This window comes from Serratia sp. A07, assembly GCF_058725505.1.
Genome location: NZ_JBZXDO010000025.1, coordinates 55,165 through 79,557 on the forward strand (window position 1 = coordinate 55,165; position 24,393 = coordinate 79,557).

17 protein-coding genes, 1 tRNA gene and 1 pseudogene are annotated in these 24,393 nt (G+C 55.1%); 10 read left to right on the top strand and 9 right to left on the bottom strand.

The annotated features are described in order from the left end of the window. Positions 1 to 32: 32 nt before the first annotated feature. From AC4PR2_RS20640 to AC4PR2_RS20660, 5 genes are all read right to left on the bottom strand, one after another. Positions 33 to 1,421, bottom strand: coding sequence for an amidohydrolase (locus AC4PR2_RS20640; RefSeq protein ID WP_197803917.1), 1,389 nt, complete (start codon positions 1,419 to 1,421; stop codon positions 33 to 35). Between the two features lie 116 nt (positions 1,422 to 1,537). Continuing rightward, positions 1,538 to 2,989 (bottom strand): xylulokinase, encoded by a 1,452-nt coding sequence (gene xylB, locus AC4PR2_RS20645; protein WP_197803918.1) that lies wholly within the window; start codon positions 2,987 to 2,989, stop codon positions 1,538 to 1,540. 46 nt (positions 2,990 to 3,035) lie between these two features. Next, positions 3,036 to 4,352, bottom strand: a complete 1,317-nt coding sequence (gene xylA, locus AC4PR2_RS20650; protein WP_346420619.1) for a xylose isomerase — start codon at positions 4,350 to 4,352, stop codon at positions 3,036 to 3,038. A gap of 12 nt (positions 4,353 to 4,364) precedes the next feature. Next, a complete protein-coding gene (gene nhaC / locus AC4PR2_RS20655; RefSeq protein WP_492175405.1) occupies positions 4,365 to 5,816 on the bottom strand; it encodes a Na+/H+ antiporter NhaC in 1,452 nt (483 codons plus the stop codon). A gap of 5 nt (positions 5,817 to 5,821) precedes the next feature. Further along, complete coding sequence (locus AC4PR2_RS20660; RefSeq protein WP_197803920.1) at positions 5,822 to 7,000, bottom strand: MalY/PatB family protein; 1,179 nt, start codon at positions 6,998 to 7,000, stop codon at positions 5,822 to 5,824. Between the two features lie 210 nt (positions 7,001 to 7,210). Between AC4PR2_RS20660 and xylR the strand changes: the two genes are divergently transcribed. Further along, complete coding sequence (xylR, locus tag AC4PR2_RS20665; RefSeq protein WP_049274343.1) at positions 7,211 to 8,389, top strand: D-xylose utilization transcriptional activator XylR; 1,179 nt, start codon at positions 7,211 to 7,213, stop codon at positions 8,387 to 8,389. Between the two features lie 6 nt (positions 8,390 to 8,395). On the opposite strand, the gene AC4PR2_RS20670 is transcribed toward xylR, so the two are convergent. Further along, positions 8,396 to 9,250 carry a LysR family transcriptional regulator gene (locus AC4PR2_RS20670; RefSeq protein ID WP_197803921.1) on the bottom strand — a complete coding sequence of 285 codons (855 nt, stop codon included), beginning with the start codon at positions 9,248 to 9,250 and terminating at the stop codon, positions 8,396 to 8,398. 126 nt (positions 9,251 to 9,376) lie between these two features. Between AC4PR2_RS20670 and AC4PR2_RS20675 the strand changes: the two genes are divergently transcribed. The 9 genes from AC4PR2_RS20675 (at position 9,377) to AC4PR2_RS20715 (ending at position 22,786) form a co-directional block, all read left to right on the top strand. Continuing rightward, on the top strand, positions 9,377 to 10,576 hold the full coding sequence (locus tag AC4PR2_RS20675) for a cyanate transporter (protein WP_071890395.1): 1,200 nt from the start codon (positions 9,377 to 9,379) through the stop codon (positions 10,574 to 10,576). 75 nt (positions 10,577 to 10,651) lie between these two features. Then, positions 10,652 to 11,995 carry an esterase-like activity of phytase family protein gene (locus tag AC4PR2_RS20680; RefSeq protein WP_346420617.1) on the top strand — a complete coding sequence of 448 codons (1,344 nt, stop codon included), beginning with the start codon at positions 10,652 to 10,654 and terminating at the stop codon, positions 11,993 to 11,995. 98 nt (positions 11,996 to 12,093) lie between these two features. Then, positions 12,094 to 12,188: transfer RNA gene (locus AC4PR2_RS20685), tRNA-Sec, on the top strand. A gap of 163 nt (positions 12,189 to 12,351) precedes the next feature. Further along, on the top strand, positions 12,352 to 13,566 hold the full coding sequence (locus AC4PR2_RS20690; RefSeq protein WP_492175410.1) for a tyrosine-type recombinase/integrase: 1,215 nt from the start codon (positions 12,352 to 12,354) through the stop codon (positions 13,564 to 13,566). Between the two features lie 393 nt (positions 13,567 to 13,959). After that, on the top strand, positions 13,960 to 16,365 hold the full coding sequence (gene hsdR / locus AC4PR2_RS20695; protein ID WP_099032660.1) for an EcoAI/FtnUII family type I restriction enzme subunit R: 2,406 nt from the start codon (positions 13,960 to 13,962) through the stop codon (positions 16,363 to 16,365). Positions 16,366 to 16,397: 32 nt separating this feature from the next. Beyond that, positions 16,398 to 18,179 (top strand): N-6 DNA methylase, encoded by a 1,782-nt coding sequence (locus tag AC4PR2_RS20700; RefSeq protein ID WP_099032674.1) that lies wholly within the window; start codon positions 16,398 to 16,400, stop codon positions 18,177 to 18,179. After that, positions 18,179 to 20,182 (top strand): restriction endonuclease subunit S, encoded by a 2,004-nt coding sequence (locus AC4PR2_RS20705; protein ID WP_492175406.1) that lies wholly within the window; start codon positions 18,179 to 18,181, stop codon positions 20,180 to 20,182. The genes AC4PR2_RS20700 and AC4PR2_RS20705 overlap by 1 nt, the downstream gene beginning before the upstream one ends. A gap of 1 nt (position 20,183) precedes the next feature. Next, on the top strand, positions 20,184 to 21,932 hold the full coding sequence (locus AC4PR2_RS20710) for an AAA family ATPase (protein ID WP_492175407.1): 1,749 nt from the start codon (positions 20,184 to 20,186) through the stop codon (positions 21,930 to 21,932). Further along, positions 21,929 to 22,786: an HNH endonuclease family protein gene (locus tag AC4PR2_RS20715; RefSeq protein ID WP_099032663.1), complete on the top strand. Its 858-nt coding sequence runs from the start codon at positions 21,929 to 21,931 to the stop codon at positions 22,784 to 22,786. Before AC4PR2_RS20710 ends, AC4PR2_RS20715 begins: the two co-directional genes overlap by 4 nt. A 155-nt stretch (positions 22,787 to 22,941) precedes the next feature. Here the strand turns inward: AC4PR2_RS20715 and AC4PR2_RS20720 are convergent. From AC4PR2_RS20720 to AC4PR2_RS20730, 3 genes and pseudogenes are all read right to left on the bottom strand, one after another. Further along, a pseudogene (locus tag AC4PR2_RS20720) lies at positions 22,942 to 23,153 on the bottom strand (IS3 family transposase); the annotation flags it as partial. A gap of 47 nt (positions 23,154 to 23,200) precedes the next feature. Further along, positions 23,201 to 23,410: a helix-turn-helix transcriptional regulator gene (locus tag AC4PR2_RS20725; protein WP_492175408.1), complete on the bottom strand. Its 210-nt coding sequence runs from the start codon at positions 23,408 to 23,410 to the stop codon at positions 23,201 to 23,203. Positions 23,411 to 23,578: 168 nt separating this feature from the next. After that, positions 23,579 to 24,211, bottom strand: a complete 633-nt coding sequence (locus AC4PR2_RS20730; RefSeq protein WP_492175409.1) for an inovirus Gp2 family protein — start codon at positions 24,209 to 24,211, stop codon at positions 23,579 to 23,581. Positions 24,212 to 24,393 lie beyond the last annotated feature (182 nt).

Consider the following 24,393-nt stretch of genomic DNA (forward strand, 5'->3'; position numbering starts at 1 on the left):
ACGGCCATCATGATGACAACAGCGGACCGACCTTAGGTTTTGCTCACCTGGCCGGCCACCAGACGCCCCTGATGGAAGGTGGCGCTGCGCGCCGGCAGGCGGGCGACCGCCTCGGCGGAACAGCTGGCGTTGACCAGCACGAACTCGGCGGCGTCGCCGGCTTTCGGCCAGGCGCGCTGGCCCTTATCGTCCAGCGGTAGCACGCCGCCGGTGGAGATGGCCATGGCGCGCGACAGGTGATACTCGTCGGAGCCGCGGTACAGCTGGGCGTACAGGTTGGCCTTCTCCAGAATGTCGCCGGTGCCGAACGGCGACCAGTGGTCGATCACGCTGTCGGTGCCGGTCATCACGAACACCCCTTTCTCGCTGAGCTGCGGCAACGGCATCATCAGGCCGCCGATCGGCACCGTGGAGGCGATGGTGATCTGCTGCGCCGCCAGCCGGGTGGCGGTTTCCGCCAGTTCGCCCGGCGTCAGCGTAGTCAGGGCGAACGCGTGGCTGATGGTGACCTTGCCGCGCAGCGCCGGGTTTTTCTCCACGGTGGCGATCATGTAGTTAATGGCGGCGACCCCGGCCGGGCTGGTCTCATGCAGGTGGATATCCACGCCTTTGCCGGTATCGAGGGCGATCTGGAACATGGCGTCCAGCGATTTCTCCATCGCGCCGTCGACGTTGGTCGGATCGAGCCCGCCGACGTACTGCACGCCCATCTGCATCGCTTCGCGCATCAGCGCATCGACCCTGGAGTGCAGCAGGCCGTGCTGCGGGAAGGCGACGATTTCACAGCTGAAATCCGCCCGGTGGTTTTCCAGCGCGCGCTGCAGGTGCTCCAGGCTTTTCAGGCCGCTGACCGGATCGATATTGCAGTGGCTGCGCGCCACGGTGCTGCCTTTGGACTGCAGCAGGGCGATCAGGTTTTCCGCCCGCTGCCGCGAGGTGGGCAGCAGTTTCGGTATCAGCGTCTGCTCCAGCGCGATCATGTCCATGATGGTCTTGCCCTGGCGCGGGCGCGGCGCCTGCCACGGGCCGCTGTAGAAGGTTTTGTCCAGGTGGATGTGCATGTCGCGGAACGCTGGCAGCAGCAGCTGGCCCTGCGCCTGATAGCGGGGCACGCCGGCGGGCAGGGAGGCGTTGGCGGCGTGAATGGCGGCGATCTTGCCGTCTTTGATCTCCAGCGTGTACAGCGCGGTGCGGGTGCCGATCACCGTTTCGCCGTCGTATTCAAAGCCGTCTTCCAGCCGCACCTCACTTAGGTAGTAGTGGCGATCGGTCAGGGTCATCGGTGCCGGTGCGCACTGCCCGCCGCCCGGTGACGCGGCCTGCGCCATGCCGCCCGTCAGGCCGATCACCGCGCAGGCGGTGGTGAGTTTGCCGGTTTGGCTGAGGAAGGCTCTGCGGCCCGGTTGTTGAGGGTTTTCCACGTTCGGTTCCTTAATCCAGAGGTGAGGGGTGAAACATCCCCCAATTTAGGAGAGGAACCGGCCGGTTGGCAGCGACATTTGCCACTGGTGACTATTCGATTTGGTAATGACCCCCATCACATCAACGGCAGCAGGCAGCGGTACAGCTCGCGGAAAGTTCTGCGTTGTACGGCGTATTGCCGGTGGCGTTCGGCGTCCGGCACATGCAGCTGCTCCAGCGGCAGTTCTGGCAGCAGCTCGGCCAGCGGCCGCTGTGGATTGAGTGCGATCTGCGCCAGGCGCGCGGCCCCCAGCGCCGGGCCGACATCGCCGCCGGTACGGTATTCCAGCGTGTAGCCGCTGATGTCCGCCAACATCTGGCGCCAGAACGGGCTGCGTGCGCCACCGCCGATCAGCCGAATGGTGGTGGGTTGCAAACCGCCGGCGTGCAGCGCATCCATGCCGTCGGCGAGCGCGAAGCCAACGCCTTCCAGCACCGCGCGCGCCAGATCGTTTGGCCCGTGTTGGTGAGTGAGCCCCCAGAACGCGCCTTTGGCGTTGGGGTTATTATGCGGTGTGCGTTCGCCGGACAGATAAGGCAGGAACCACAGCGGCGCCGCCGCCGGTTCGGCCTGTTCGACGTTGTGCAGCAGCATGGCGACGCTGTCGACGTTGGTCAGTTGGCAGACCCAATCGAGGCAGGAAGCGGCGCTTAGCGTGACGGACATCAGATGCCAACTGTTCGGCAGCGCATGGCAGAAGCTGTGTACCGCTCCGGCCGGATTGCTGAGAAAGCCGTCGCTGACCGCGAAGTACACGCCGGAGGTGCCGAGCGACAGCATCGCCTGCCCGGTCTGATACAACCCAACGCCAATGGCGCCGGCCGCGTTGTCACCGCCGCCGGCCACCACCGGCACCGGCGGCATTCCCCAGCGTGTTGCCAGCTCGGTATGGATTTGACCGGTGATCTGGTTGCCTTCAAACAGCTGCGGCATCTGGCTGCGGCACAGGCCGCAGGCGGCCAGCAGCTCGTCGTTCCAGTCGCGTCGCGCGACGTCCAGCCACAGGGTGCCGGCCGCATCGGACATGTCGCTGGCGAACTCGCCGGTGAGGCACCAACGCAGATAATCCTTGGGCAACAGCACTTTGTTGATGCGGCTGAACAGCTGCGGTTCGTGTTGTTTCACCCATAGCAGCTTCGGTGCGGTAAAACCGGGCATCATCAGGTTGCCGGTGATCTGGCGTGAATGGGGCACGGCTTGTTCCAGCTCCCGGCACTGGGTGAAGCTGCGGCCGTCGTTCCACAGAATGGCCGGGCGCAGGATCTGCCCGCGTTCGTCCAATAACGTGGCGCCGTGCATCTGGCCGCTCAAGCCGATGGCCTTGACCTGTTGCAGGCTGTGTTGCTTGCCCAACGCCAGCATGGCGCGGTCGGTGGCGTGCCACCACGCCTGTGGCGCCTGTTCCGACCACAGCGGCTGCGGGCGTGAAATGGGCAGCGGCTCACTCTGGCTGGCGAGCAGCTGGCCCTGTTCGCCAAGCAGGATGGCCTTAACGCCGGAAGTGCCGAGATCGATGCCGATGTACATGATAGGGTTCCTTTAAAGCGCGGCGAGGGCACGCCGCGCGCTTCAGTTAGCCGAACAGATAGCGATTCATCAGGTTTTCCAGACGCTCCTGGCGGCCGCTGACGTGTTGTGGCGCCAAGGCGCGGCGTTCAGCGTACTGTGCCAGCGTTTCCAGCGACAGCTTGCCCTGCAAGATTTGTTGGCCCAATTCACCGTTCCAGCCGGCGTAGCGCTGGGCAACCTGCTGGTGCAGCTGACCGTCGACGATCATTTTAGCCGCCACTTTCAATGCCAGCGCCATCGTATCCATCGCGCCGATATGACCATAGAACAGATCGTATTTGTCGGTGCTTTGGCGGCGCACTTTGGCGTCGAAGTTCAGGCCGCCGGTCGTGAAGCCGCCGGCTTTGAGGATCTCGAACATCACCAGCGCGTTTTCCTCCACGCTGTTCGGGAATTGGTCGGTGTCCCAGCCGAGCTGCGGATCGCCGCGGTTGGCGTCGACCGAACCGAAAATGCCCAGCGCGATGGCGGTGGCGATCTCATGATGGAACGAGTGGCCGGCCAGCGTGGCGTGGTTGGCTTCGATGTTGACCTTAATTTCCTTTTCCAGCCCGAACTGCTTCAGGAAGCCGTAGACCGTGGCGACGTCGTAGTCGTATTGGTGCTTGGTAGGTTCCTGGGGCTTGGGTTCGATCAGCAATGTGCCCTGGAAACCAATCTTATGTTTATGCTCCACCACCATCTGCATAAAACGGCCGATCTGTTCGCGCTCCTGGCGCAGGTCGGTGTTCAGCAAGGTTTCATAGCCTTCACGTCCACCCCACAGCACGTAGTTTTCTCCCCCCAGTTGGTGGGTGGCGTTCATGGCGGTGAAGACCTGCGTCGCCGCCCAGGCAAACACTTCCGGATCCGGATTGGTGGCGGCGCCTGCGCCATAGCGCGGGTGGCTGAAGCAGTTGGCGGTGCCCCACAGCAGTTTCACGTCGCTGCTTTGCTGTTTTTCTGCCAGCACGTCGGTCATTGCCGCAAAGTTATTCAGATAGTCCTGTAGCGAAGCGCCTTCCGGCGCAACGTCGACGTCATGGAAGCAGTAGTAGGGCACGTTCAGCTTGTGGAAGAACTCGAACGCCACGTCGGCTTTGCGTTTCGCCAGCGCCAACGCATCGCCCGGCTGCTGCCAGGGGCGATCGAAAGCGCCCAGGCCGAACATGTCCGCACCATTCCAGCAGAAGGTGTGCCAGTAGCAGGCGGCGAAGCGCAGATGATCGGCCATGCGTTTGCCGAGCACCAGCTCGTCGGGATTGTAATGGCGAAAGGCCAGCGGATTGTTGCTGTCGACGCCTTCGTAGCGGACCTGGTCAAGTTGATCAAAGTAGGACATGCGGGGTCTCCCTTATTTTAACGTATCGGCCGTTTGGGCCAGTAACTGAACCTGTTCTTCTTTTGCCAGCCGGGCGATGCCGAAGCCGGTAAATCCCCACAGCGTGGCGAAAAATATCCCGCTCCAGCACAGAATGGCCCAGGGCAGATAACTGAGCGTGGCGACACCCAAGGTGCCCGCCATGTAAGCGCCGGCGGCCGTCCAGGGCAGAATGGGTTCAAAGATGGTGGCGGAATCTTCAACGGTGCGGCTAAGGTTTTTCGGATGCAGACCGCGCTCAATGTAAGCGTTGCGCAGCATTTCAATCGGAATAAGAATCGAGATTTGGCCGTTGCAGGTGACGCTGATCATCGTCAAACCGCAGGCCAGCGTAGCGAGGATCATGGTGCCGGTGGAATGCACCAGCTTCAGCAGGTTATGCACGATCACCTCCAATGCCCCGCTGAGCGCCAGGGTGCCGGCAAAGGAGAGCGCGCAGAAGCAGATCAGCAGCGTGCTCATCATGGAGTTCATACCGCCGCGGTTGAGCAGGTTGCTCAACAGCGGGCTGACGTCTTTATTGGGCAACATGGCGACGTTGAAGCCGTCGACGGCGCTTTTCACCACGTCATGGAAAGCGAATCCCTGGATCCAGACGGCGTTCAGCATGGCCACCAATGCCGACACCAGCATCACCGGGATGGTGGGTTTTTTGGTGAAGGAGCCGTACAGCACGATGGCGATCGGCACCAGCAGCAGGAGGTTGAAGTGATAGATAGTGCTGAGCCCGTGAATAATGACCTGCACTTTATCTGGCATTGCCGCGCCGCTGAGATCGCCGTGCATGCCGTAGAACAGCATGACGGCTGCCGAAAGGAGCAGCGATGGCAGCGTGGTGTAGAGCAGATGGCCGATGTGTTCGTACAAATCGACCTGAGCGGCCATTGCGGCCAGGTTGGTGTCGCCGGACAGCGGCGATAGTTTGTCGCCGAAATAGGCGCCCGCCACCACGGCGCCGGCAGTGGCCGCCAGGTTGGCTTCCATACCGATGGCAACGCCCATAAAGGCAACGCCGACCGTGCCGGCCGAGCCCCAGGAGGTGCCGGTACAGACGGAAACCACCGAGGTGACCAACAGAGCGGTAACGTACAGCATCGCCGGATCGATGAGCTTCAGGCCATAATAAATCATCAGCGGAATGGTGCCGCCGGCCATCCAGGTGCCGATCAGCAGGCCAACACAGATCAGAATCAGTAAGGCGGGCATGGTTTTGGCGATCTTCTGGGAAATCGAGGCCAAAATATCGCTGTAGCTGTGCCCCAGACGTTTGACCAACAGGGCAGCAATCACGGTGGAAAGCACCATCAGCGGTTCAGGCGGCAGATCGAAAGCGGCATAGCCGACGCCGAGCAACAGCACCATGGTGAGGATTGGCAGTAAGGATTCGACCAACGTGGGCGTTCTGGGGTTTATTATGCTGTTCATGGGTACTACTCCTGGTGTGCGTAGGGGAAAGTACTGACAATTCGGTGTAATGCTTCGATCAGCGTGGCCCGTGGCGTAGCGATATTGATACGGAAAAAGCCGTTGCCCGCTGCGCCGAAGCCGGAGCCCCAACTCATTTCGACGCCGGCCAGGTTCAGGAACCAGTGTTTTAGTTGCGGTTCGGTCAGCCCGCTCGGCCGATAATCGACCCAGAGCATGTAGGTGCCCTCGCTGCGGGTGATTTGCCAGGCTGGGAACGCAGCGCGTAAGGTCTCTATCGCCAATGCCCGGTTTGCCGCCAGATAGCTTTTCAGCGCCAGCAACCAGTCATCGCAGTCGCGATAGGCGGCCAAAAAGGCCGGTACGGCGTAATAGCCGGGATTGTGGATCCCGGCAGCTTCGAGGCAATGACAAAATTTTTCGCGATACTTATCATTAGCAATAATAATATTTGCCACCTCAAGGCCGGCCATATTAAACGTCTTGGCGGGAGAGGTGCAGATGAATGAATTTTGTTCGACGTAATGACTGAAAGTAGAAATGACCTGGTGTTGACGATAATTAAAAATGAAATCCGCGTGAACGTCGTCGGAAATAATAAAAACCTGATGTTTTTCAGCGAGTGCGGCTATTTTTTCTAATGACGCCGCATCCCATACCGTGCCGGTAGGGTTATGCGGCGATAAGAGAATGAAGCAGCATGCCCGCCGGAATTTGTCCTCAAGATCGGCAAAATCTATGGCGTACCGACCATCGTGATAAACCAGTTCGCTCTCGAGCAACGTTCGCTGGTTTATCGTCACGGCGTGGCTGATTGGATGATAAGCCGGTGTCAGGCTGACGATAGCGTCACCGGGTGCGGTAAAATTTTGAATGTAAAGCGATACGGCCTGTATCACTCGCGGACAAAATACCGCATGGCGAGGATCTATCGTCCACCGGTAATGGCGTGCCATCCAGCGTGCGACGGTGGTTTGCCAGTCATCGCTGAGCAGCGTGTAACCGTAGATGCCTTTTTGCGTGCATAGTGAAAGCTCGCTTATTATTCTTTCTGGTAAAGGAATATCCATATCGGCAACGGAAAGCGGAATGGTGGCGTATTGCCGCGCGTGCTGTTCACCATTCCACTTTGCGCTGTAGGTTCCCATGCGAGATATTCGTTTATCGAAATTAAAATGGCTCATCACATCGCCCTATTTAACGCATTTCATAATGATGGGACTAAGGTAGCGCTATTTCAGCGCCGCTTTTATTCTGCATTTTGTTTTTACGATTATGAAAAATGCCTAACGTGATGACGCTCACAAATAAGAATGACAATGATCGGGGAATAATGGGGCATGCTGTAACCGAGCGCGATATGGGCGCGGGTGAATGGGTGAATTGAGGCTGGTATGTCTGAGAAACGTTACCGCATTACGTTGCTGTTCAACGCCAATAAAGTGTATGACCGTCAGGTGGTTGAAGGGGTCGGCGAGTATCTGCAGGCATCGCAGTGTGACTGGGACATCTTTATCGAAGAGGACTTTCGCTGCCGCATCGACAATATCCGAGAGTGGCTGGGGGACGGGGTGATCGCCGACTTTGACGATCGCGAGATTGAGCGGCTGTTGCACAACGTGCAGGTGCCGATCGTCGGCGTTGGCGGTTCTTATCATCGCGAGCAGGATTATCCGCCGGTGCACTATATCGCCACCGACAACCAGGCGTTGGTAGAAACGGCGTTTACACACCTCAAGGAGAAGGGCATCAATCGTTTCGCCTTTTACGGCATGCCGATTGAAGGCGGCAAACGCTGGGCGCAGGAGCGTGAGTACGCTTTTCGCCAGAGGGTGGCGGCGGAACAGTACCAGGGCGTGGTGTATCAGGGAATGGCGACCGCACCGGAGAACTGGCAGTATGCCCAGAACCGGCTGGCGGATTGGGTGCAGACGTTGCCGCAGCAGACTGGGATCATCGCGGTGACCGATGCGCGGGCACGCCATCTGTTGCAGGTGTGCGAGCATCTGGACATCGCCGTGCCGGAAAAGCTGTGCGTGATCGGCATCGACAATGAAGAGCTGACGCGTTACCTGTCGCGGGTTGCGCTCTCGTCAGTGGCTCAGGGTACCCGGCAGATGGGCTATCGCGCCGCCAAACTGCTGCATCAGTTGCTCGATCGGCGCGATCTGCCGCTGCAGCGCATTCTGGTGCCGCCGGTGAAGGTGATTGAACGCCGCTCCACCGATTTTCGCTCGCTGCGCGATCCGGCGGTGATTCAGGCAATGCACTATATTCGCCACCATGCCTGCAAGGGCATCAAGGTAGAACAGGTGCTGGATGCGGTGGGCATCTCGCGTTCCAATCTGGAAAAACGCTTCCGGGATGAGACCGGCCAAACCATCCATCATGTGATCCATCAGGAAAAGCTGGATCGCGCCCGTAATCTGCTGACGGCGACTTCGCTGACCATCAACGAAATTTCCCAGATGTGCGGCTATCCGTCGCTGCAGTACTTCTATTCGGTATTCAAAAAGGGCTACGACATGACGCCCAAAGAGTATCGGCAAAACCATGGCGAGAGCGGGTACTAGCCTGGCTCACTTTAACCCGCAAAACGCCGTTAGCCGCTGGGCCAGCGCCAGCGTGGCGGCGGGGGCACCGTCGCGGTAGTAGAGCGCCAGTTCGAAGCTGTCGATCGGCGGCAATCCCTCGGCGACGCCCAGTACCCGATGCGTGGGCAGGCGGCAGCCGGCCGGCAGCAGGGTGACGCCCAGCCCGGCGGCGGAAGCGGCGGTCAGCGCCGCCAGGCTGGCGCTGCTGTAGCCGATGCGCCAGCGTTTGCCGAGGTTGTCCAGCGCCTGGCACAGCTCGTCGCGGTACAGGCCGCTGAGCGGAAATACCGCCAGCGGCACCGGCGATTGCTCGATGGCCGGGAAGGCCAGGCTGTCCAGCCACAGCAGCGGTTCCGGCCGCGCGGCGCGCGGCGGTTGCCGGCGGCGCTGCTTCACCAGGATCAGATCCAGCTCTTCACGCGCGTAGGCGCTGTGCAGATCGGCGCTCAGGCCGCTGGCGACGTCCAGCCGCAGGTGCGGGTGCTGGCGGCTGAAGTCGGCCAGCAGCTCGGTGGTGGGCACGGCGAAATCCTCCGGCATGCCGATCCGCAGCACGCCGTCGCGCCAGATGCCGGTCAGCGCGTCGTGGGCTTCTTCATTCAGCGCGATGATGCGGCGCGCGTAGCTCAACAGCTTCACGCCTTCTTCGGTCAGCAGCACCTGATGCGAGGAGCGCTCAAACAGCGGCTTGCCCAGCATCTCTTCCAGCCGGCGCACCTGCTGGCTAACGGTGGACTGCGACAAAAACACCCGCTCTGCGGCGCGGGTGAAGCTGTTGCTGTCGCATACGGCGACGAAGCTGAGCAGCAGCTGCGGATTGAACATCGGGTAGCGATTCATTTTCCCACTGTTGGCTATTTTATTATTTAATTTCCCAATACTAGCGGCGTTGCCTACAGTAACGCAACGCTGCGGCGATCGCGCTGTGACGCCGCACTCTTCATTTTGCAGTACCAGGAATATACCGTGTTAAATCATTCTGTTAATTCATCCTCCTCGCGCCGCTGGTTCAACCCCCTGCTGCTGGCGCTGGTGTTGATCGGCCTGAACATGCGGCCGCTGTTGACCTCGATCGGCCCGTTGCTGCCGACGCTACGCCAGGCCACCGGGCTGAGCTTTGGCGGCGCGGCGCTGCTGACCACGCTGCCGGTGCTGATGATGGGCCTGATGGCGTTGGCGGGTGGCGCCATCAACCGGCTGTTCAGCGAACGCAGCGCCGTGGCGTTGAGCCTGCTGGCGATCGGGCTGGGCGCGCTCTGGCGCGAACTGGCCCCCGGCAGCGTGCAGCTGCTGATGAGCGCGGTGCTGGGTGGGCTTGGCATCGGGGTGATCCAGGCGGTCATGCCCGGCATCATCAAGCATCATTTCCTCAAAAGCATGGCGCTGGTGGCCGGGCTGTGGTCGGCGGCGCTGATGGGCGGCGGCGGGTTGGGCGCGGCGATCACCCCGTGGTTGATGAGTGCGGGGCACGACTGGCACAGCGCGCTGGCCTGGTGGGCATTGCCGGCGCTGGTGGCGTTGCTGGCCTGGTGGCCGGTCAGCCGCGGACTGTCTCGCCTGAGCGCGGCGGGTGAAAACCGCGGGCCAAGCCTGCTGCGCAACCGGCGCGCCTGGCTGCTCGGCGCCTATTTCGGCCTGATCAACGGCGGCTATACCAGCCTGATTGCGTGGCTGCCGCCGTATTACATGCAGCTCGGTTGGCAGCCGCAGGCCAGCGGTTCGCTGTTGGCGCTGATGACCTTCGGCCAGGTGATGGGCGCGCTGCTGCTGCCGGCGCTGGCGCGCAATCATGACAGGCGGCCGCTGCTGCTGCTGGCGCTGATGATGCAACTGATCGGCTTTATCGGCCTGATTTACCTGCCGCAGACGCTGCCGTGGCTGTGGGTACTGCTCTCCGGGCTGGGGCTGGGCGGCGCGTTCCCGCTGTGCCTGGTGCTGGCGCTCGATCACCTGCACCAGCCGGCGGCGGCAGGGCGGCTGGTGGCCTTTATGCAGGGCGTCGGCTTCCTGCTGGCGGGCGTGACGCCCTACCTTTCCGGCCTACTGCGCGATTACAGCGGCGGCTTCGTGCTGGACTGGCAGATCCACGCGCTGCTGGTGGTGGTGCTGATCGTCATCACCTGGCGCTTCCATCCGCACAGCTACCGGCGGGCGTTCGCCGAATAATATTTCTGTCATTGCCGCTCCCTATAGTGACGTTGCTTTTACTTCTGGGCGATAACAACGAAAAGGGATAATGACATGCACAACACCAAAACCCGGCTGGCGCTGCTGGTCGGCTGCATGGCGCTGAGCGCCAACCTGTGGGCCGACGCGCAGCCGGTGCAAGCGACGCTGGCAGGGCATGCGCTGCTGCCGGTGAAATCCGCCGTTTCCACACCGAAGGACGCGCCGAGCGATCTGCAGCAGAGCGGCAAGTACACCAGCGGCAAACGCGTCACCGAGCTGGGCAGCGTGGCGGGCAAATCCGCCGATCGCCTGACCGGCCTCGGCCTGCCGATCGACGGCCAGCCGCTGCAGGGCCACTCCGGCATCAAACACATGCCTGACGGCACCTACTGGGTGCTGACCGACAACGGCTTCGGCAGCAAGGCCAACTCGCCGGACGCCATGCTGTATCTCAATCATTACAAGATCGATTTCAAAGACGGCACGGTCGCGCCGCTGAAGACGATTTTCCTGCACGATCCGGATAAAAAGGTGCCGTTCCATATCATCAACGAGAGCACCGAGAAGCGTTATCTAACCGGCAGCGATTTCGATCCGGAAAGCTTCCAGTTTGCCGACGATGCTTTATGGATCGGTGAAGAATTCGGGCCTTACCTGATCAAGGCCGACCTGAACGGTAAAGTGCTGGCGGTGTTCGACACCCTGGTGGACGGCAAGGTGGTGAAATCGCCGGACAACCCGACGCTGACCCTGCCGGGCGCGCCGGACGGCAAGCAGAACTTCCAGGTGGCGCGCTCCAAAGGCTTTGAAGGCATGGCCGCCTCGCCGGACGGCAGCAAGCTGTACCCGCTGCTGGAAGGGGCGCTGTGGGACGGCGAGCAGTTCGAGAACGTCGGCGGCAAACGCTACCTGCGGGTGCTGGAGTTCGACGTGAAACAGCAGGCCTGGACCGGCCGCAGCTGGCAGTATGTGCTGGAAGACAACCAGAATGCCATCGGCGACTTCAACATGATCGACGCCACCCACGGGCTGGTGATCGAGCGCGACAACGGCGAAGGCACGCCGGATAAAGCCTGCGCCGCCAGTGCGCCGACCGACAACTGCTTCAGCCAGGTAGCCAAGTTCAAACGGGTGTATAAAATCGCCTTCTCGGACGCCAACGTCGGCAAACCGGTCGAGAAACTGGGCTATATCGACCTGATGAACATTCAGGATCCGAACAAGCTGGCGCGCAAGCCGCTGAACGACGGCGTGCTGACCTTCCCGTTCTTCACCATCGAGAACGTGGACGTGGTGGACGCTAACCACATCATCGTCGGCAACGACAACAACTTCCCGTTCTCCTCCAGCCGCCAGCCCAATATGGCGGATGACAACGAGTTCATCCTGCTGGACGTGAAGGATTTCCTGAAGTAGCGCTCCCCGGCCGCCGAATCGCCGGCGGCCGCCATTTCCCGCTTAGCGCAGCGAACAAACTGCGCTATAATCAGCGCCTTGCTTCTTCTCTTCTCCAAGGAAGATCCTCGTCCCCGGTGGGGCGGCCGGACTTCAAATCCGGTTGGGGCCGCCAGCGGTCCTGGGCAGGTTCGACTCCTGTGATCTTCCGCCATTCGAGTTCTTCTGAAGTCTCCTAAAATCAATAAATCCCTTGCTAATACTAGATAAATAGACCGTTATCATCTACGAGTGTCAACCGACGTCAACTGGAATCAATACGATTATGGGGGCATAATGGGGGGCATGGAATGGATGCTATTTTGGAGATGCCCCCAATGAAGCTAACAGCACGACAAGTAGACACAGCCAAGCCAAAAGAGAAGCCTTACAAGCTCTCTGATGGTGGCGGTTTGTATCTGGAAGTTGCCCCCAATGGCTCTCGCTATTGGCGCATGAAATACCGTATCAACGGTAAAGAGAAGCGTCTCTCCTTTGGCGTTTACCCTATTGTTTCGCTGGCGGTTGCACGAGAAGAAAGAGAAAAGGCAAAGAGGGTGCTCGCTGCCGGTGGTGATCCTGGGGAAGTAAAGAAAGCAGGGAAGTTGGCTCAGAAACTCTCTATAGAGAATACCTTCGAGGCGATTGCCAGAGAGTGGCATAAATCCAAGGCCGACCGTTGGTCACTGCGCTACCGTGATGAAATCATTGATACCTTCGAGAAGGATATTTTCCCCTTTATCGGGAAGCGACCTATAGCAGAAATAAAGCCGATGGAGCTACTGGAAACGCTGAAGCGTATGGAAAAGCGCGGTGCGTTGGAGAAGATGCGCAAAGTACGCCAGCGCTGTGGTGAGGTGTTCCGTTATGCCATTATCACCGGACGGGCCGAGTATAACCCTGCACCTGATCTGGCCTCAGCCCTAACCCCACCGAAGAAACAACATTTTCCTTTCCTGACGGCTCAGGAGTTGCCTTATTTTCTCAACGATCTCGCGGGCTATACCGGCAGCGTCATCACCAAAACGGCTACACGCATTATCATGTTGACGGGCGTCAGAACCCAGGAACTGAGGTTTGCGCGCTGGCAGGATATCGATCTCGATAAAGGGATGTGGAACATACCGCCGGAAGTGATGAAAATGAAGCGACCACACGTCGTCCCTCTATCAACGCAAGTTGTCGACCTATTCGATTCTCTTAGACCAATTACGGGTGCTTATCCCTTGGTATTCATTGGGAGAAACGATCACCGTAAGCCAATCAGCAAAGAAAGCGTGAATCAGGTTATCGAGCTGCTGGGTTACAAGGGGAGGCTGACGGGGCACGGTTTCCGCCACACGATGAGCACCATCTTACATGAGCAGGGCTATAACTCGGCCTGGATTGAGACGCAGCTTGCCCACGTGGACAAGAACAGTATCCGTGGCACGTACAACCACGCTAAGTACCTGGATGGACGACGTGAGATGTTGCAGTGGTATGCCGACTATATGGACAATCTGGAGCGCGGTGGGAATGTGGTGCATGGGGAGTTTGGGTGTCGTGCTTAGTTGAGAGTGGTATTTTCTGAAGAAGAGCAACAGCGCTGGCAGTGATGCTGGTGCTGTTGGTTTTCGCGGGACTTATTTTTTAAACTGAGTACTAGGCATCATTCGTGATGAGCGCCAGAGCGCAAAAGCTGATTACCCACATGTTGATACCCTGTTTTGCTCTCTTTGAGCTGTCATCGCTGGTGCTCACGGCTGGACGGCGATTCAGTGAGCCGATGAAACAGAGGTGTTGTATCACGAAACTTGAATTTTTGGAGCGTATTTTATTGGCCGGATTTAGGTCTATGGCATAATTAATGCACATTCATGTGGACATCTTGTCAAACATGCTCATTGATACTTATTCATAGTACCTAAGGCACATATACCGGAACGTTGAAGGAGCTTACTGTCATGGATAAATATCAGCTCAGCGAGCGCGATATCTGCACAAAATTCATTACACCAGCTATTCAACAAGCTGGCTGGCAGCAGCATCAGTTCCGAGAGGAAGTCAACCTCACCGACGGTCGCGTCATGGTGCGCGGTAAGATGGCCTCTCGAGTAAAAAATCCTGAAGCTAAAGGCGGTCCTAAACGTGCCGATTATGTGCTTTATGCAAGGCCAAACGTGCCGATCGCGGTTGTAGAGGCCAAACAGGCGAAGTGCTCCATTGGGCACGGTATGCAACAAGCTCTAGCCTATGCCGAAATGCTAGATGCACCGTTTGCCATCAGTAGCAATGGCGATGGTTTTCTCTTGCATGACCGAACAGGCCTCTCTCTACCTGTCGAACGAGAACTTCAGCTTACCCAGTTTCCGCCCTTGGCCGATTTGTGGGCAATATATCAACAATGGAAAGGGTTAGTTGCACCTGAAGCTGTAACGTTAATTGAACAGCCGTTTTATACCGATGGTAGCGGTCGCGAACCTCGTTACTATCAGCGTGTAGCAATCAACCGTGCCATTGAAGCAGTAGCCAGAAGAAAAGAACGAATATTGCTGGTCATGGCCACCGGTACAGGGAAAACGTACACAGCTTTTCAGATTATTTGGCGCTTATGGAAAGCAAAATCCAAGAAACGTATTCTGTTTTTGGCCGACCGCAATATCCTCGTCGATCAGACCATGCAGCAGGATTTCGCCCCTTTCGGCGAGGTGATGCATAAGGTCACTAACCGTGAAGTCAAGAAGAACTATGAGATCTATCTTGCTCTTTACCAAGCGGTAACGGGGAAGGAAGAATGGAAGCAGATCTATCGCCAGTTTCCAAGGGATTTCTTCGACTTAGTCGTGATTGATGAATGTCATCGTGGCAGCGCCGCGGAAGACTCAGCATGGCGCGACATCCTGGATTATTTCACTACAGCCACCCACATTGGTCTAACTGCCACACCGAAAGAAACCAATGAAACAAGCAATACTAGCTATTTCGGATACCCTATTTATACCTATTCGCTCAAGCAGGGCATTGAGGACGGTTTTCTTGCCCCCTACAAGGTGATCCGCATTGCAACCAATGTTGATGCAGTCGGCTACATACCAGAGAAGGGCAAAATCGATAAACTAGGCCAGGTCATGGAGCAACGGCAGTACAACACAAAAGACTTTGATCGCAGTCTGGTACTGGAGAAACGCACATCTCTTGTCGCCAACAAGGTATGGGAATACCTCCAAGCTACAGATCCGATGGCTAAGACGATTGTTTTTTGTGACGACCAAGATCATGCTGAGCGGATGCGCCAAGAGCTGGTAAAGCTCATCCCTGCCGCTGCAAACAATCGCCGTTACGTCATGCGAATTACCGGAGACGATAACGAAGGGAAAGCACAGCTCTCCTACTTTATCGATAACGATGAGCCTTATCCGGTTATTGCCACCACCTCAAAGCTACTTACCACGGGCGTAGATGCTAAAACCTGCAAGCTAATTGTCTTGGACCAGAGCATCAACTCGATGACGGAGTTCAAACAGATCATTGGCCGCGGTACCCGCCTGCGCGAGGACTACCAAAAACTCTACTTCACCATCATGGACTTTAAAGGCGCTACGCGACTGTTTGCTGATCCCGATTTTGACGGCGAACCGGTGGTGATCTACGAACCTGGCCCTGAAGATCCTGTGGCACCGCCAGATGTCGTCAAGCCCCCCAGCATAGAAGAACTAGAACCTCTACCCTATGACTCTAGTCTCACAGATAAGGATGGAGGCAGTGTAGGCCGAGTGAAGTATGTGATTGATGACGTTAATGTGTGTTTAGCGGTTGAACGCTCGCAATACCTTGATGTCGAGGGCAAGCTCATCACTGAGGACTACCGAGTCCTGCTCAAAAATGAGATTAAAAGTACCTTGCAGGCTAAATTTGGTAACCTAACCAACTTTCTACGGCGCTGGAGTAGCGCCGAACGCAAACAAGTTGTGATAGAGGAATTAACCGAACATGGCGTACCGTTCGAGCTCCTGCAACAGGCAGTCGCTAACGGCAGCGAACTGGATGCTTTTGATCTGGTAACCCACGTCGCCTTTGACCAGAAGCCACTCACTCGGCGTGAACGGGCTAACAACGTGACAAAGCGTGATGTGTTCGGCAAATACAGTGGGCAAGCCAAGGCCGTACTGGAAGCTTTGCTCGAAAAATTTGCCGATCATGGTGTACAAGACATAGAGGATGCCAATGTGCTGGAATTACCTCCATTTGACCTATTTGGTAGCAAGACACAAATCCGTCGGGGTATTTTTGGTGGTGTAGAGCAGTACACCCAAGCCGTGAAGGAGTTGGAACTGGCTCTCTACGACATATCCGAACAAAAACAGGCTTGATTAAACTGCAGCCTTCAACAGCGAACAAAAAGATGAATCTCAGCAGTACCATTAAATCCATTCAAGACATCATGCGTAAAGATGACGGCGTCGACGGTGATGCACAGCGTCTCGGCCAGCTCACATGGATGTTGTTCCTCAAAGTGTTTGATCAGCGCGAGGAGGAATGGGCGGATGATAACCCGGCGTATATCTCTCCTTTGCCCAAAGAGTACCGCTGGCGTAACTGGGCAGCTTATATAGCGGGGGCTGATGGCAAAAAGAAGCCACAAATTGCCGGTAGTGAATTGATTAGCTTCGTCAACAATGAGTTATTCCCAACGCTCAAAGAGATCGATGCTAACAAAAGCCCTCAGCACAAAGTCATCCGTAGTGTCTTTGAAGATGCGAATAACTACATGAAATCCGGCCCTCAGATGCTGGCTGTGATCGAGAAGCTGGAAGATGCTATCAATTTCCACGATTTTACCATCCGTGCAAATATTGGCGATGTGTACGAGCAATTACTCAACGATTTGCGCGGTGCAGGTAATGCCGGGGAATTCTACACCCCACGCGCTATCACCGCTTTTATGGTTGATAGGGTCAACCCGCGTTTAGATAAGCGTGAGACAGTAATGGACCCAGCCTGTGGAACAGGCGGTTTCTTGACCGCCACCATAGAGCATTTCCGCAACCAACTCGTGACAATGAAATCACCGCGTCCTGAAGACAAGCGCGCCATTGAAGCGCTGATCCTCGGCATCGAAAAGAAGCAGTTGCCGCACTTGCTCTGCACTACCAACATGCTACTGCATGGAATTGACGTCCCCAGCCAGATTGAGCACAAAAATACCTTGGGCATAGGCTGGAACGAGTGGAAGGCCAGTGACAAGGTTGACTGCATCATCACCAACCCCCCATTCGGAGGGTATGAAGACGATGGCGTGGGCAGCGACTATCCGGCTGACTTGCGCACCCGCGAAACCGCTGACATGTTTATGGCGCTCATCATCAAGAAACTGTTGAAGGAAAAAGGTCGCGCTGCAGTGGTATTGCCTGATGGATTTTTATTTGGCGATGGCATCAAAGGCACGCTGAAAAAACTGCTGCTGCGCGACTGCAAATTGCACACCATCATCCGTTTACCTAAAGGTGTTTTTGCACCGTATACCACCATCAAGACCAATCTGCTGTTCTTCACCAAGGGCAGCACGGTGGACGATGGCACTGAACACTTCCACACTGACACCATCTGGTTTTACGAACACCCCTACCCTACGGGCTACAAGAGCTACTCCAAAACTAAACCCATCCGGCTGGAAGAATTCGAACCCGAGCGAGGGTGGTGGGGCTCGGAGGAAAACGACTTTGCCGACCGCGTAGAAAACGAATTCGCCTGGAAGGTGGATTTCAAAACTAAGCGCGAACAGGCCGAAGCTGCTGCGCAACCGCACTGGCAAATCGCCGAAGCGCTCAATAACAAAGCCAGCGAATTGGATAACCGCATCCGTGATATGCGCGATTCCATTAAAGGAATCAGCGATAAAACCCAGCGCCAAGCTGTTGATGATGAAATTGAAATTTTGCGCTATGAAAGTGAAGGTCTACGCTTAAAAGCCCGTGATGCCCAGGCCGCGGGTGATCGCCACTATTGGCCGATTTTCAATCTTGACCTAAAAAACCCTAATGCCCCAGAAAAAGAAAGCTTTGATCCCGAAGAACTTTTGACCAAATACAAAAAGTTGCTGGGAGAGATTGAAGAAACTGAAAACCAGCTCAAAAGCGAGTTAGCTGCAGCCCTCGCTCACCACTTTTCTGGTGAGGATGATTGATGGACGCGAAACAATTTTTGTCTGAATTTGGACATGTGGCTCATGCGCCGGGAGGCGTTGCGCGGCTGCGAGAATTGATTTATCAACTTGCAGTAACGGGTAGACTAACCAAGCAAGATGAAAAAGATAGCGATGCGGACGAAGTTCTCAACAACGTCGCCCGCATCCGTCAGCAGCTTATTGCCGGAAAAAAATACAAGCGCTCACCAAAATTGGAGTCATCGAATCTTGTTCCACCAGCCATTGATCTTCCCCTCAATTGGCGCTGGAGCCGATTACTAGATCTTGGTGAAATCAATCCACGCAACCAAGCTGAAGAAACGGCCATGGCCACATTCGTTCCCATGGCTGGAGTTTCTGAAAAACATTCAAAAGAAATATCAGGTGAAATAAAACCCTGGTCAAAAATACACAAAGGGTATACCCATTTTGCCAACGGTGATGTTCTTTTGGCAAAAATCACCCCCTGTTTTGAAAATGGTAAAGCAGCTGTTGTTTCCGGCCTCGAACATGACATCGGTGCTGGTTCCACAGAGTTCCATGTTTTTCGCTCAATTAGCCAGTTTATTCATCCTGGTTATGTGTACTTGTTCTTGCGCTCACCTTTGTTTCGGGCAAAGGGAGAAGCCAGTATGACTGGCACAGCAGGGCAAAAACGCTTACCTACAGATTACTTCGCGCTTTGTGCTATGCCATTACCCCCTACAGCTGAACAATCGCGCATAGTCGCCAAAGTCGATGAACTGATGGCTTTGTGCGACAAGCTGGAGGTGCAGCAGCAAGCCCGCCGCAAATTACAAAACGCACTGCGCCAGTCCACATTACAAGCTGTCGCCAACGCCGCCAGCCCGCACGAATTGCAATCCACATGGGCGCGCTTAGCTGACAACTTCGGACAACTGTTTCATGCTCCAGAGGATTTGGATGAGTTGCGAAAAGCAGTGCTTGATCTGGCTGTATCAGGATATCTGAGCAATCTAGGTCAATTTGATGAGCCATCCTCCACATTAAAAGCAAAGATTCTGACCGCTAAGGAACGAGGAATTTTAGACGGCTCTTTCTCCCGAAAGAAATACGTCAAGCCAGAAAAACTCGAAGAAACGCTGCTACCAGCGCATTGGGAATGCATTACATTAGATGAGGCCATTTCCACTATCGATGCGGGTTGGAGTCCAGCCTGTCTCCCCAAACCTCGTGATGATGAAAATAAGTGGGCTGTGTTGAAAACAACGGCTGTACAGGTTCTACGTTTCCTTCCGCACGAGCATAAAGAACTACCTGCATCGCTTGACCCTCGTCCCCAGTATCAAATCGAGGTAGGGGATATTCTGATCACACGAGCTGGTCCCAGAAACCGTGTAGGTATTTGCTGTGTTGCTGATAAGGCCCCTGCGAAATTGATGATCTCGGATAAGTTGATTCGCTTTCATATCGTTGACGATCTCATTAATCCACGTTTTGTTGCAGTTTGCTTGTCAGCGGGTGAATCTGGCCGAACTTTAGAACGACTGAAATCTGGTATGGCGGAAAGCCAGATGAACATTTCCCAAGACAAGCTCCGCTCAATCACCATTCCGTTACCGCCAATCGAAGAGCAACGGCGAATACTAGAAAAGATTGAACTGCTAATGAAGATCATCGACAGTTATAGTGAGCGCCTGCGTAAAAAAAATAGATTGGCAGAACAGGCTGCAGCCGCGTCCGTTTCCAGCATCACCGGTATCGCCATCGAACAAGAAGAGGAACCCATGAAAGCCCCTCAAACCGAGCTGATCGCCCCACTGCGCTTGGGTACAGTACCCGACATCAAAGCCCAAGCTCCGCTGGCTACCATTCTTGCCCGCCATCACGGTGAAATGAGCGCCAAGGATTTGTGGCAGCGCTTCGGCGGTGAGATTGATGCCTTCTACACGCAACTGAAAACCGAAGTGGCCCACGGCTGGATTAAGGAACCGGCCCCCGCCGAAGTGCGTGAAAAACCAGCCAAGATGGCGAGTGCCTGATATGCAACTGCTGCGCATCCTCATTCCCGCTTTTCGTAATCTGCGCGATCTCGATATCACTTTCGCAACGCACTTGCAGCCAACAGCAAGCGTAACAGATGCACTACCCAAACCCATCCGTAGCCATGCCCTGATTGGTCAGAACGGTGCCGGTAAGTCCAACCTAATCGAAGCGTTGCTTACCATTTTCCGCGATGTCGATCTGGACCGTGAAGCGGCGTTCGATTACACGCTGGAATACAGCATTCGGGGATACATGGTGCGTATTGAAGCGGATACTTCCAAGCAGAAGCGCCCCTACGTATGGGTGGATGGTAAAGCTGAATCACAAGGCTATTTGCTCAAAAACCGCGAGCTGCTGCCTGCACATATTTTTGCTTATTACTCGGGCCGTAACGAGCGTATCGAAGCCTTGTTTCAAGAACACCAGCGCCGCTTCAACCAGCGCCAGGAAATCACTACAGATGAAGTGCTGTCTGAGCAACTGCTGGAGAATTTTACCGGCTCGGAGTCAGATATTCGCGCCGTCGAAGAAGCCAAACGTCGTCACGAGTCGAGGCTGAAGCAAGCGGGGGACGACCGCCTGCGCCGCCTGTTTTATTGTCGCGGTGGCCATAGCCAACTGGTGCTGCTGGCCTGCCTGCTGTCTGACGATCCGGTGTTTCAGAAGGTGCTAAAGAACCTGCATATCGAGTCGCTGGAGTCCGCACTGTTTGTGCTGAAAGAACCATACCGCCTGCGTGAAAAGCGCCGTAGCGGCAAATTCGACCAGCAGGAACTGAACGAGGGAGACCCGCGCTTTTGGTATGCTCGTGGCAATGTGGTGAGCGAATTCCTCGATAAACTGTGGCAAGTAGCTTGGGCTCCTATTGAGCAAGAGGCGACCAAACAGATCGACTTCCGTGGCCGTACCGAAAAACAGAAGCAGCTGTACCTGTTCGTGCCAAATCAGGAGAAACTTAAACAACTTGGTGAACTTGTCGGCAGTGCCGATAGCTTCTTCCGCTACGCTGAGGGTGCCTATATTGGTGACCTGATCGAAGAAGTGCGTATTATGGTGAAGAAGCGCGATGAACACGGCGGCAAGGTAAGCTTCACACATTTATCAGAAGGCGAGCTGCAAATGCTTACCGTGTTAGGTCTGATGCGTATTACCCGTGAAAATCAATGCCTGTTCCTGCTTGATGAACCCGACACCCACTTGAATCCTATCTGGAAGTTGCGCTATTTCGACGATATTGAAGGCGTAATGGCTTCCGATGATGCAGCACCAGTAAGGAGCGAGTCGCAGATAATCATCACCACTCATGACCCCATGATGGTGGGTAGTCTGAAGCGTGAGCAGGTTTATATAATGCGTCGTGATGGTAACCGTACATTGGTTGATACCCCGGATGAGCACCCGCAAGGGATGGGCGTAACAGGGCTACTCAAGAGCGACTTGTTTGGTTTGTCGTCCACGCTGGATATCGAAACCGAGCGCCGCTTGTTTCGTCGCAATGAACTGTTCGTCCTGTCACCTCGCACCCTCGAAGAAGATGAGGAACTGAGCCGTTTGTCAGCTGAGCTGGCTGACCTGGGCTTTTCGACCGCCGACTTTCGTGATCCTGACTACGCAATGTTTGTGCGTAAGATGGCGCAACATCGCCGTTTCCGCAAACCCGTGCTCACACCAGAGGAACAGGCCGAGCAGGATGCCATCGCCGATTCGATCATCGATGAGATTTTGCGAGAGGAAGATGACCAATGATCTGGATTGACCTAGAGCACAAGCGACCTACCGATACAAACATTCCGAACTGGGTACCATGGACACAAGCACGATGGGATGCTTGGTTGGCGAAATCGGCCCAACTAGTAGCTGCCTTGGCTGCTTTGGACGCAGAAGGCGAACGAAACGAACGCAACGCATTGATAGATGCCAATAGTGCGCACTGGGGTGTACTGAAGGAATGGTTGTTGGCCTTGTCAGCGGGTAAATGCTGGTTTTCTGAGGTACGCGAGCTGTACTCACATTACGATGTGGAGCATTTTCGCCCCAAGAAAGAAGCTAAGGCGTTGGATGCAAACCTGCGTGATGGCTACTGGTGGCTAGCATTTGACTACATGAATTTCCGTGTGTGTGGCAACGTCGGCAACCGTAAAAAAGGTGGGTGGTTTCCACTCAAGGACGGCTCACTTTGTTCTACCTACTCCGAGCCCTGTGAGGAATCCGAAACGCGTTATCTACTCGATCCGATTGATGATGATGATGTTGCACTTATTGCCTTCGACGAAGAAGGGAAGGTCATTCCTATGCCAGGTTCCTCTGCGTGGGAGCAGGAGCGAGTCAATGAGACGGTAAAGCGACTCAAGCTCAATGAACATACTCCCCTGGCAGAAGCTCGTCGCAAAATCTGGCAGCAAGTTGACAGGCTAATCGATGATTTTACAAGAGCCAAAGCTCGCTGCAGAACTGGTAATAATCCAGTAGCCAAAGCAAAGTTGATCGAAGTTCGAGCTCAAGTGCGCGCAATGACCAGCACAACAGCTGAGTTATCAGCTGTTGCTCGTTGGTGTTTGTTGGTGCGCAACGATCCACAGCTTTCTAGATTGGTTGGGTGAGGTGAAGACATGACTAACCTCTAGTCTCACTAAGTTTGGTAAATATCATACTTTATGGGGCCGTAGGTGGCAGTAACTTGAATCTGTCATGTCTGTACGCCTGGCGTTTCAACATTTTCAGGCGATTTATATGGCTCTTTACAACACGGTTAATCGCGAAACAGCGCAATGTTGTCCAGAATACGCGTGACCTGAACATCTGAAATCCCAAAGGCAAGGGGCACCGTCAGAAACTCTTTCGTAAGTCGTCCATGCAGGTCAGGAGCTTGTTCCTGCGACCCATAGCCAGTGCGTGAGTGGCGAAATCCATCGGCTAGGTTAGATTGAGGGAGGCCGCGAGGAGTAACGGCAAACTTTCTGTGGTTTTCTGCTTCGGTTTTTTTTAACGTATGTTTCTCAAATTAAACTAGGTGTTTAGTCGCGTGAATCTGCGATACGTTGCTGTACCCAGGCTTCAACTTCACTCTGTAGCCAACGAGAACTACGCCCCAATTTGATAGGTTTCGGGAATTCACCGAGTTGAATCAGTTTGTAGAACCACTTGTCTGTAAGCTGCGTAAAGCCCGTGATAAACGCCATATCGACAAGCTGGTCGTTTAGTAGGGATGGTGTGTTGATATTCATGATTAAATCTCCTTTAAATTAGTTGGTTAAAGGAGGAATGCCGTTTTGGTTTTCTACTTGGCTTCCCTCAAGGGATGGGTTGCCGAGTAAGAAATAAATAATTCGTAGTTGGGGGTATGGTGCAAGTTCCCCCGGATGATGGGAGAGTCTTGTCCTTACCCCTGGTTGCTAAGTTGGTATGTGCTTGTTCGTTTGCTTCCCCATCAGGACACCAGAGTTTACCGAGCATCCAAAAGAGCGTGCTTGATTGCTGTATTGCTTGGTCCGGTCTTTTGCCATGTAGTTGATACGGTCCAAAAGAGCTTGGTAGTCATGTGTTTTCGTCAGGGCATTTCTATTGATGTGATAGCAGGGGTTCTTGGGAAAATAGACAAGAGAACGGTACTTTTCTTTATCGACACCAAGCGCACTACACCATGCCTGGACAATGAGGTCTGCAAGGTTACCTTCTGCTATATAGTTCCCCAGTGTCCAGTAAGCATCCTTATTGAACATCAGGAGAACGTGGTAGTGGACTTTGTTTCCTATTTGGTTACTTTCCTTAACCCATATGTAATGAACTTCAGAGTCATGTGCCTTGGGATTGGTTTTTTTACTTCTTTTCCTATCTGCTTTTACTTTCGCTTTAACGGCATCTGTAAAACGTGATATGACATTTTTGTCATTACGAGATGCTTCATTAGGCAAGTGCAGGTCAATACGTGCAGCTAAGGTTCTGGGGTGTTTAGCCAAAGCGAGACTTATGACTTGCTCAAACCTATTTAGGTAGTGATTGTTATGTGATGTTGTGCTTGCTTTCATAATGTATGCCCTTAGGGTTTAATTGTCTTCATCTCATCCTATACCCCGTATTTAATTATTGAAATCACCTTTCATATCTTCAGTTTTTTTGTATATAATTAATCCTATCTGACGACAATTAATCTGGCCGGTTCGCGACAATTATTTTGGCCGGTTTGTAATCTGAGATCACAACCTACTCA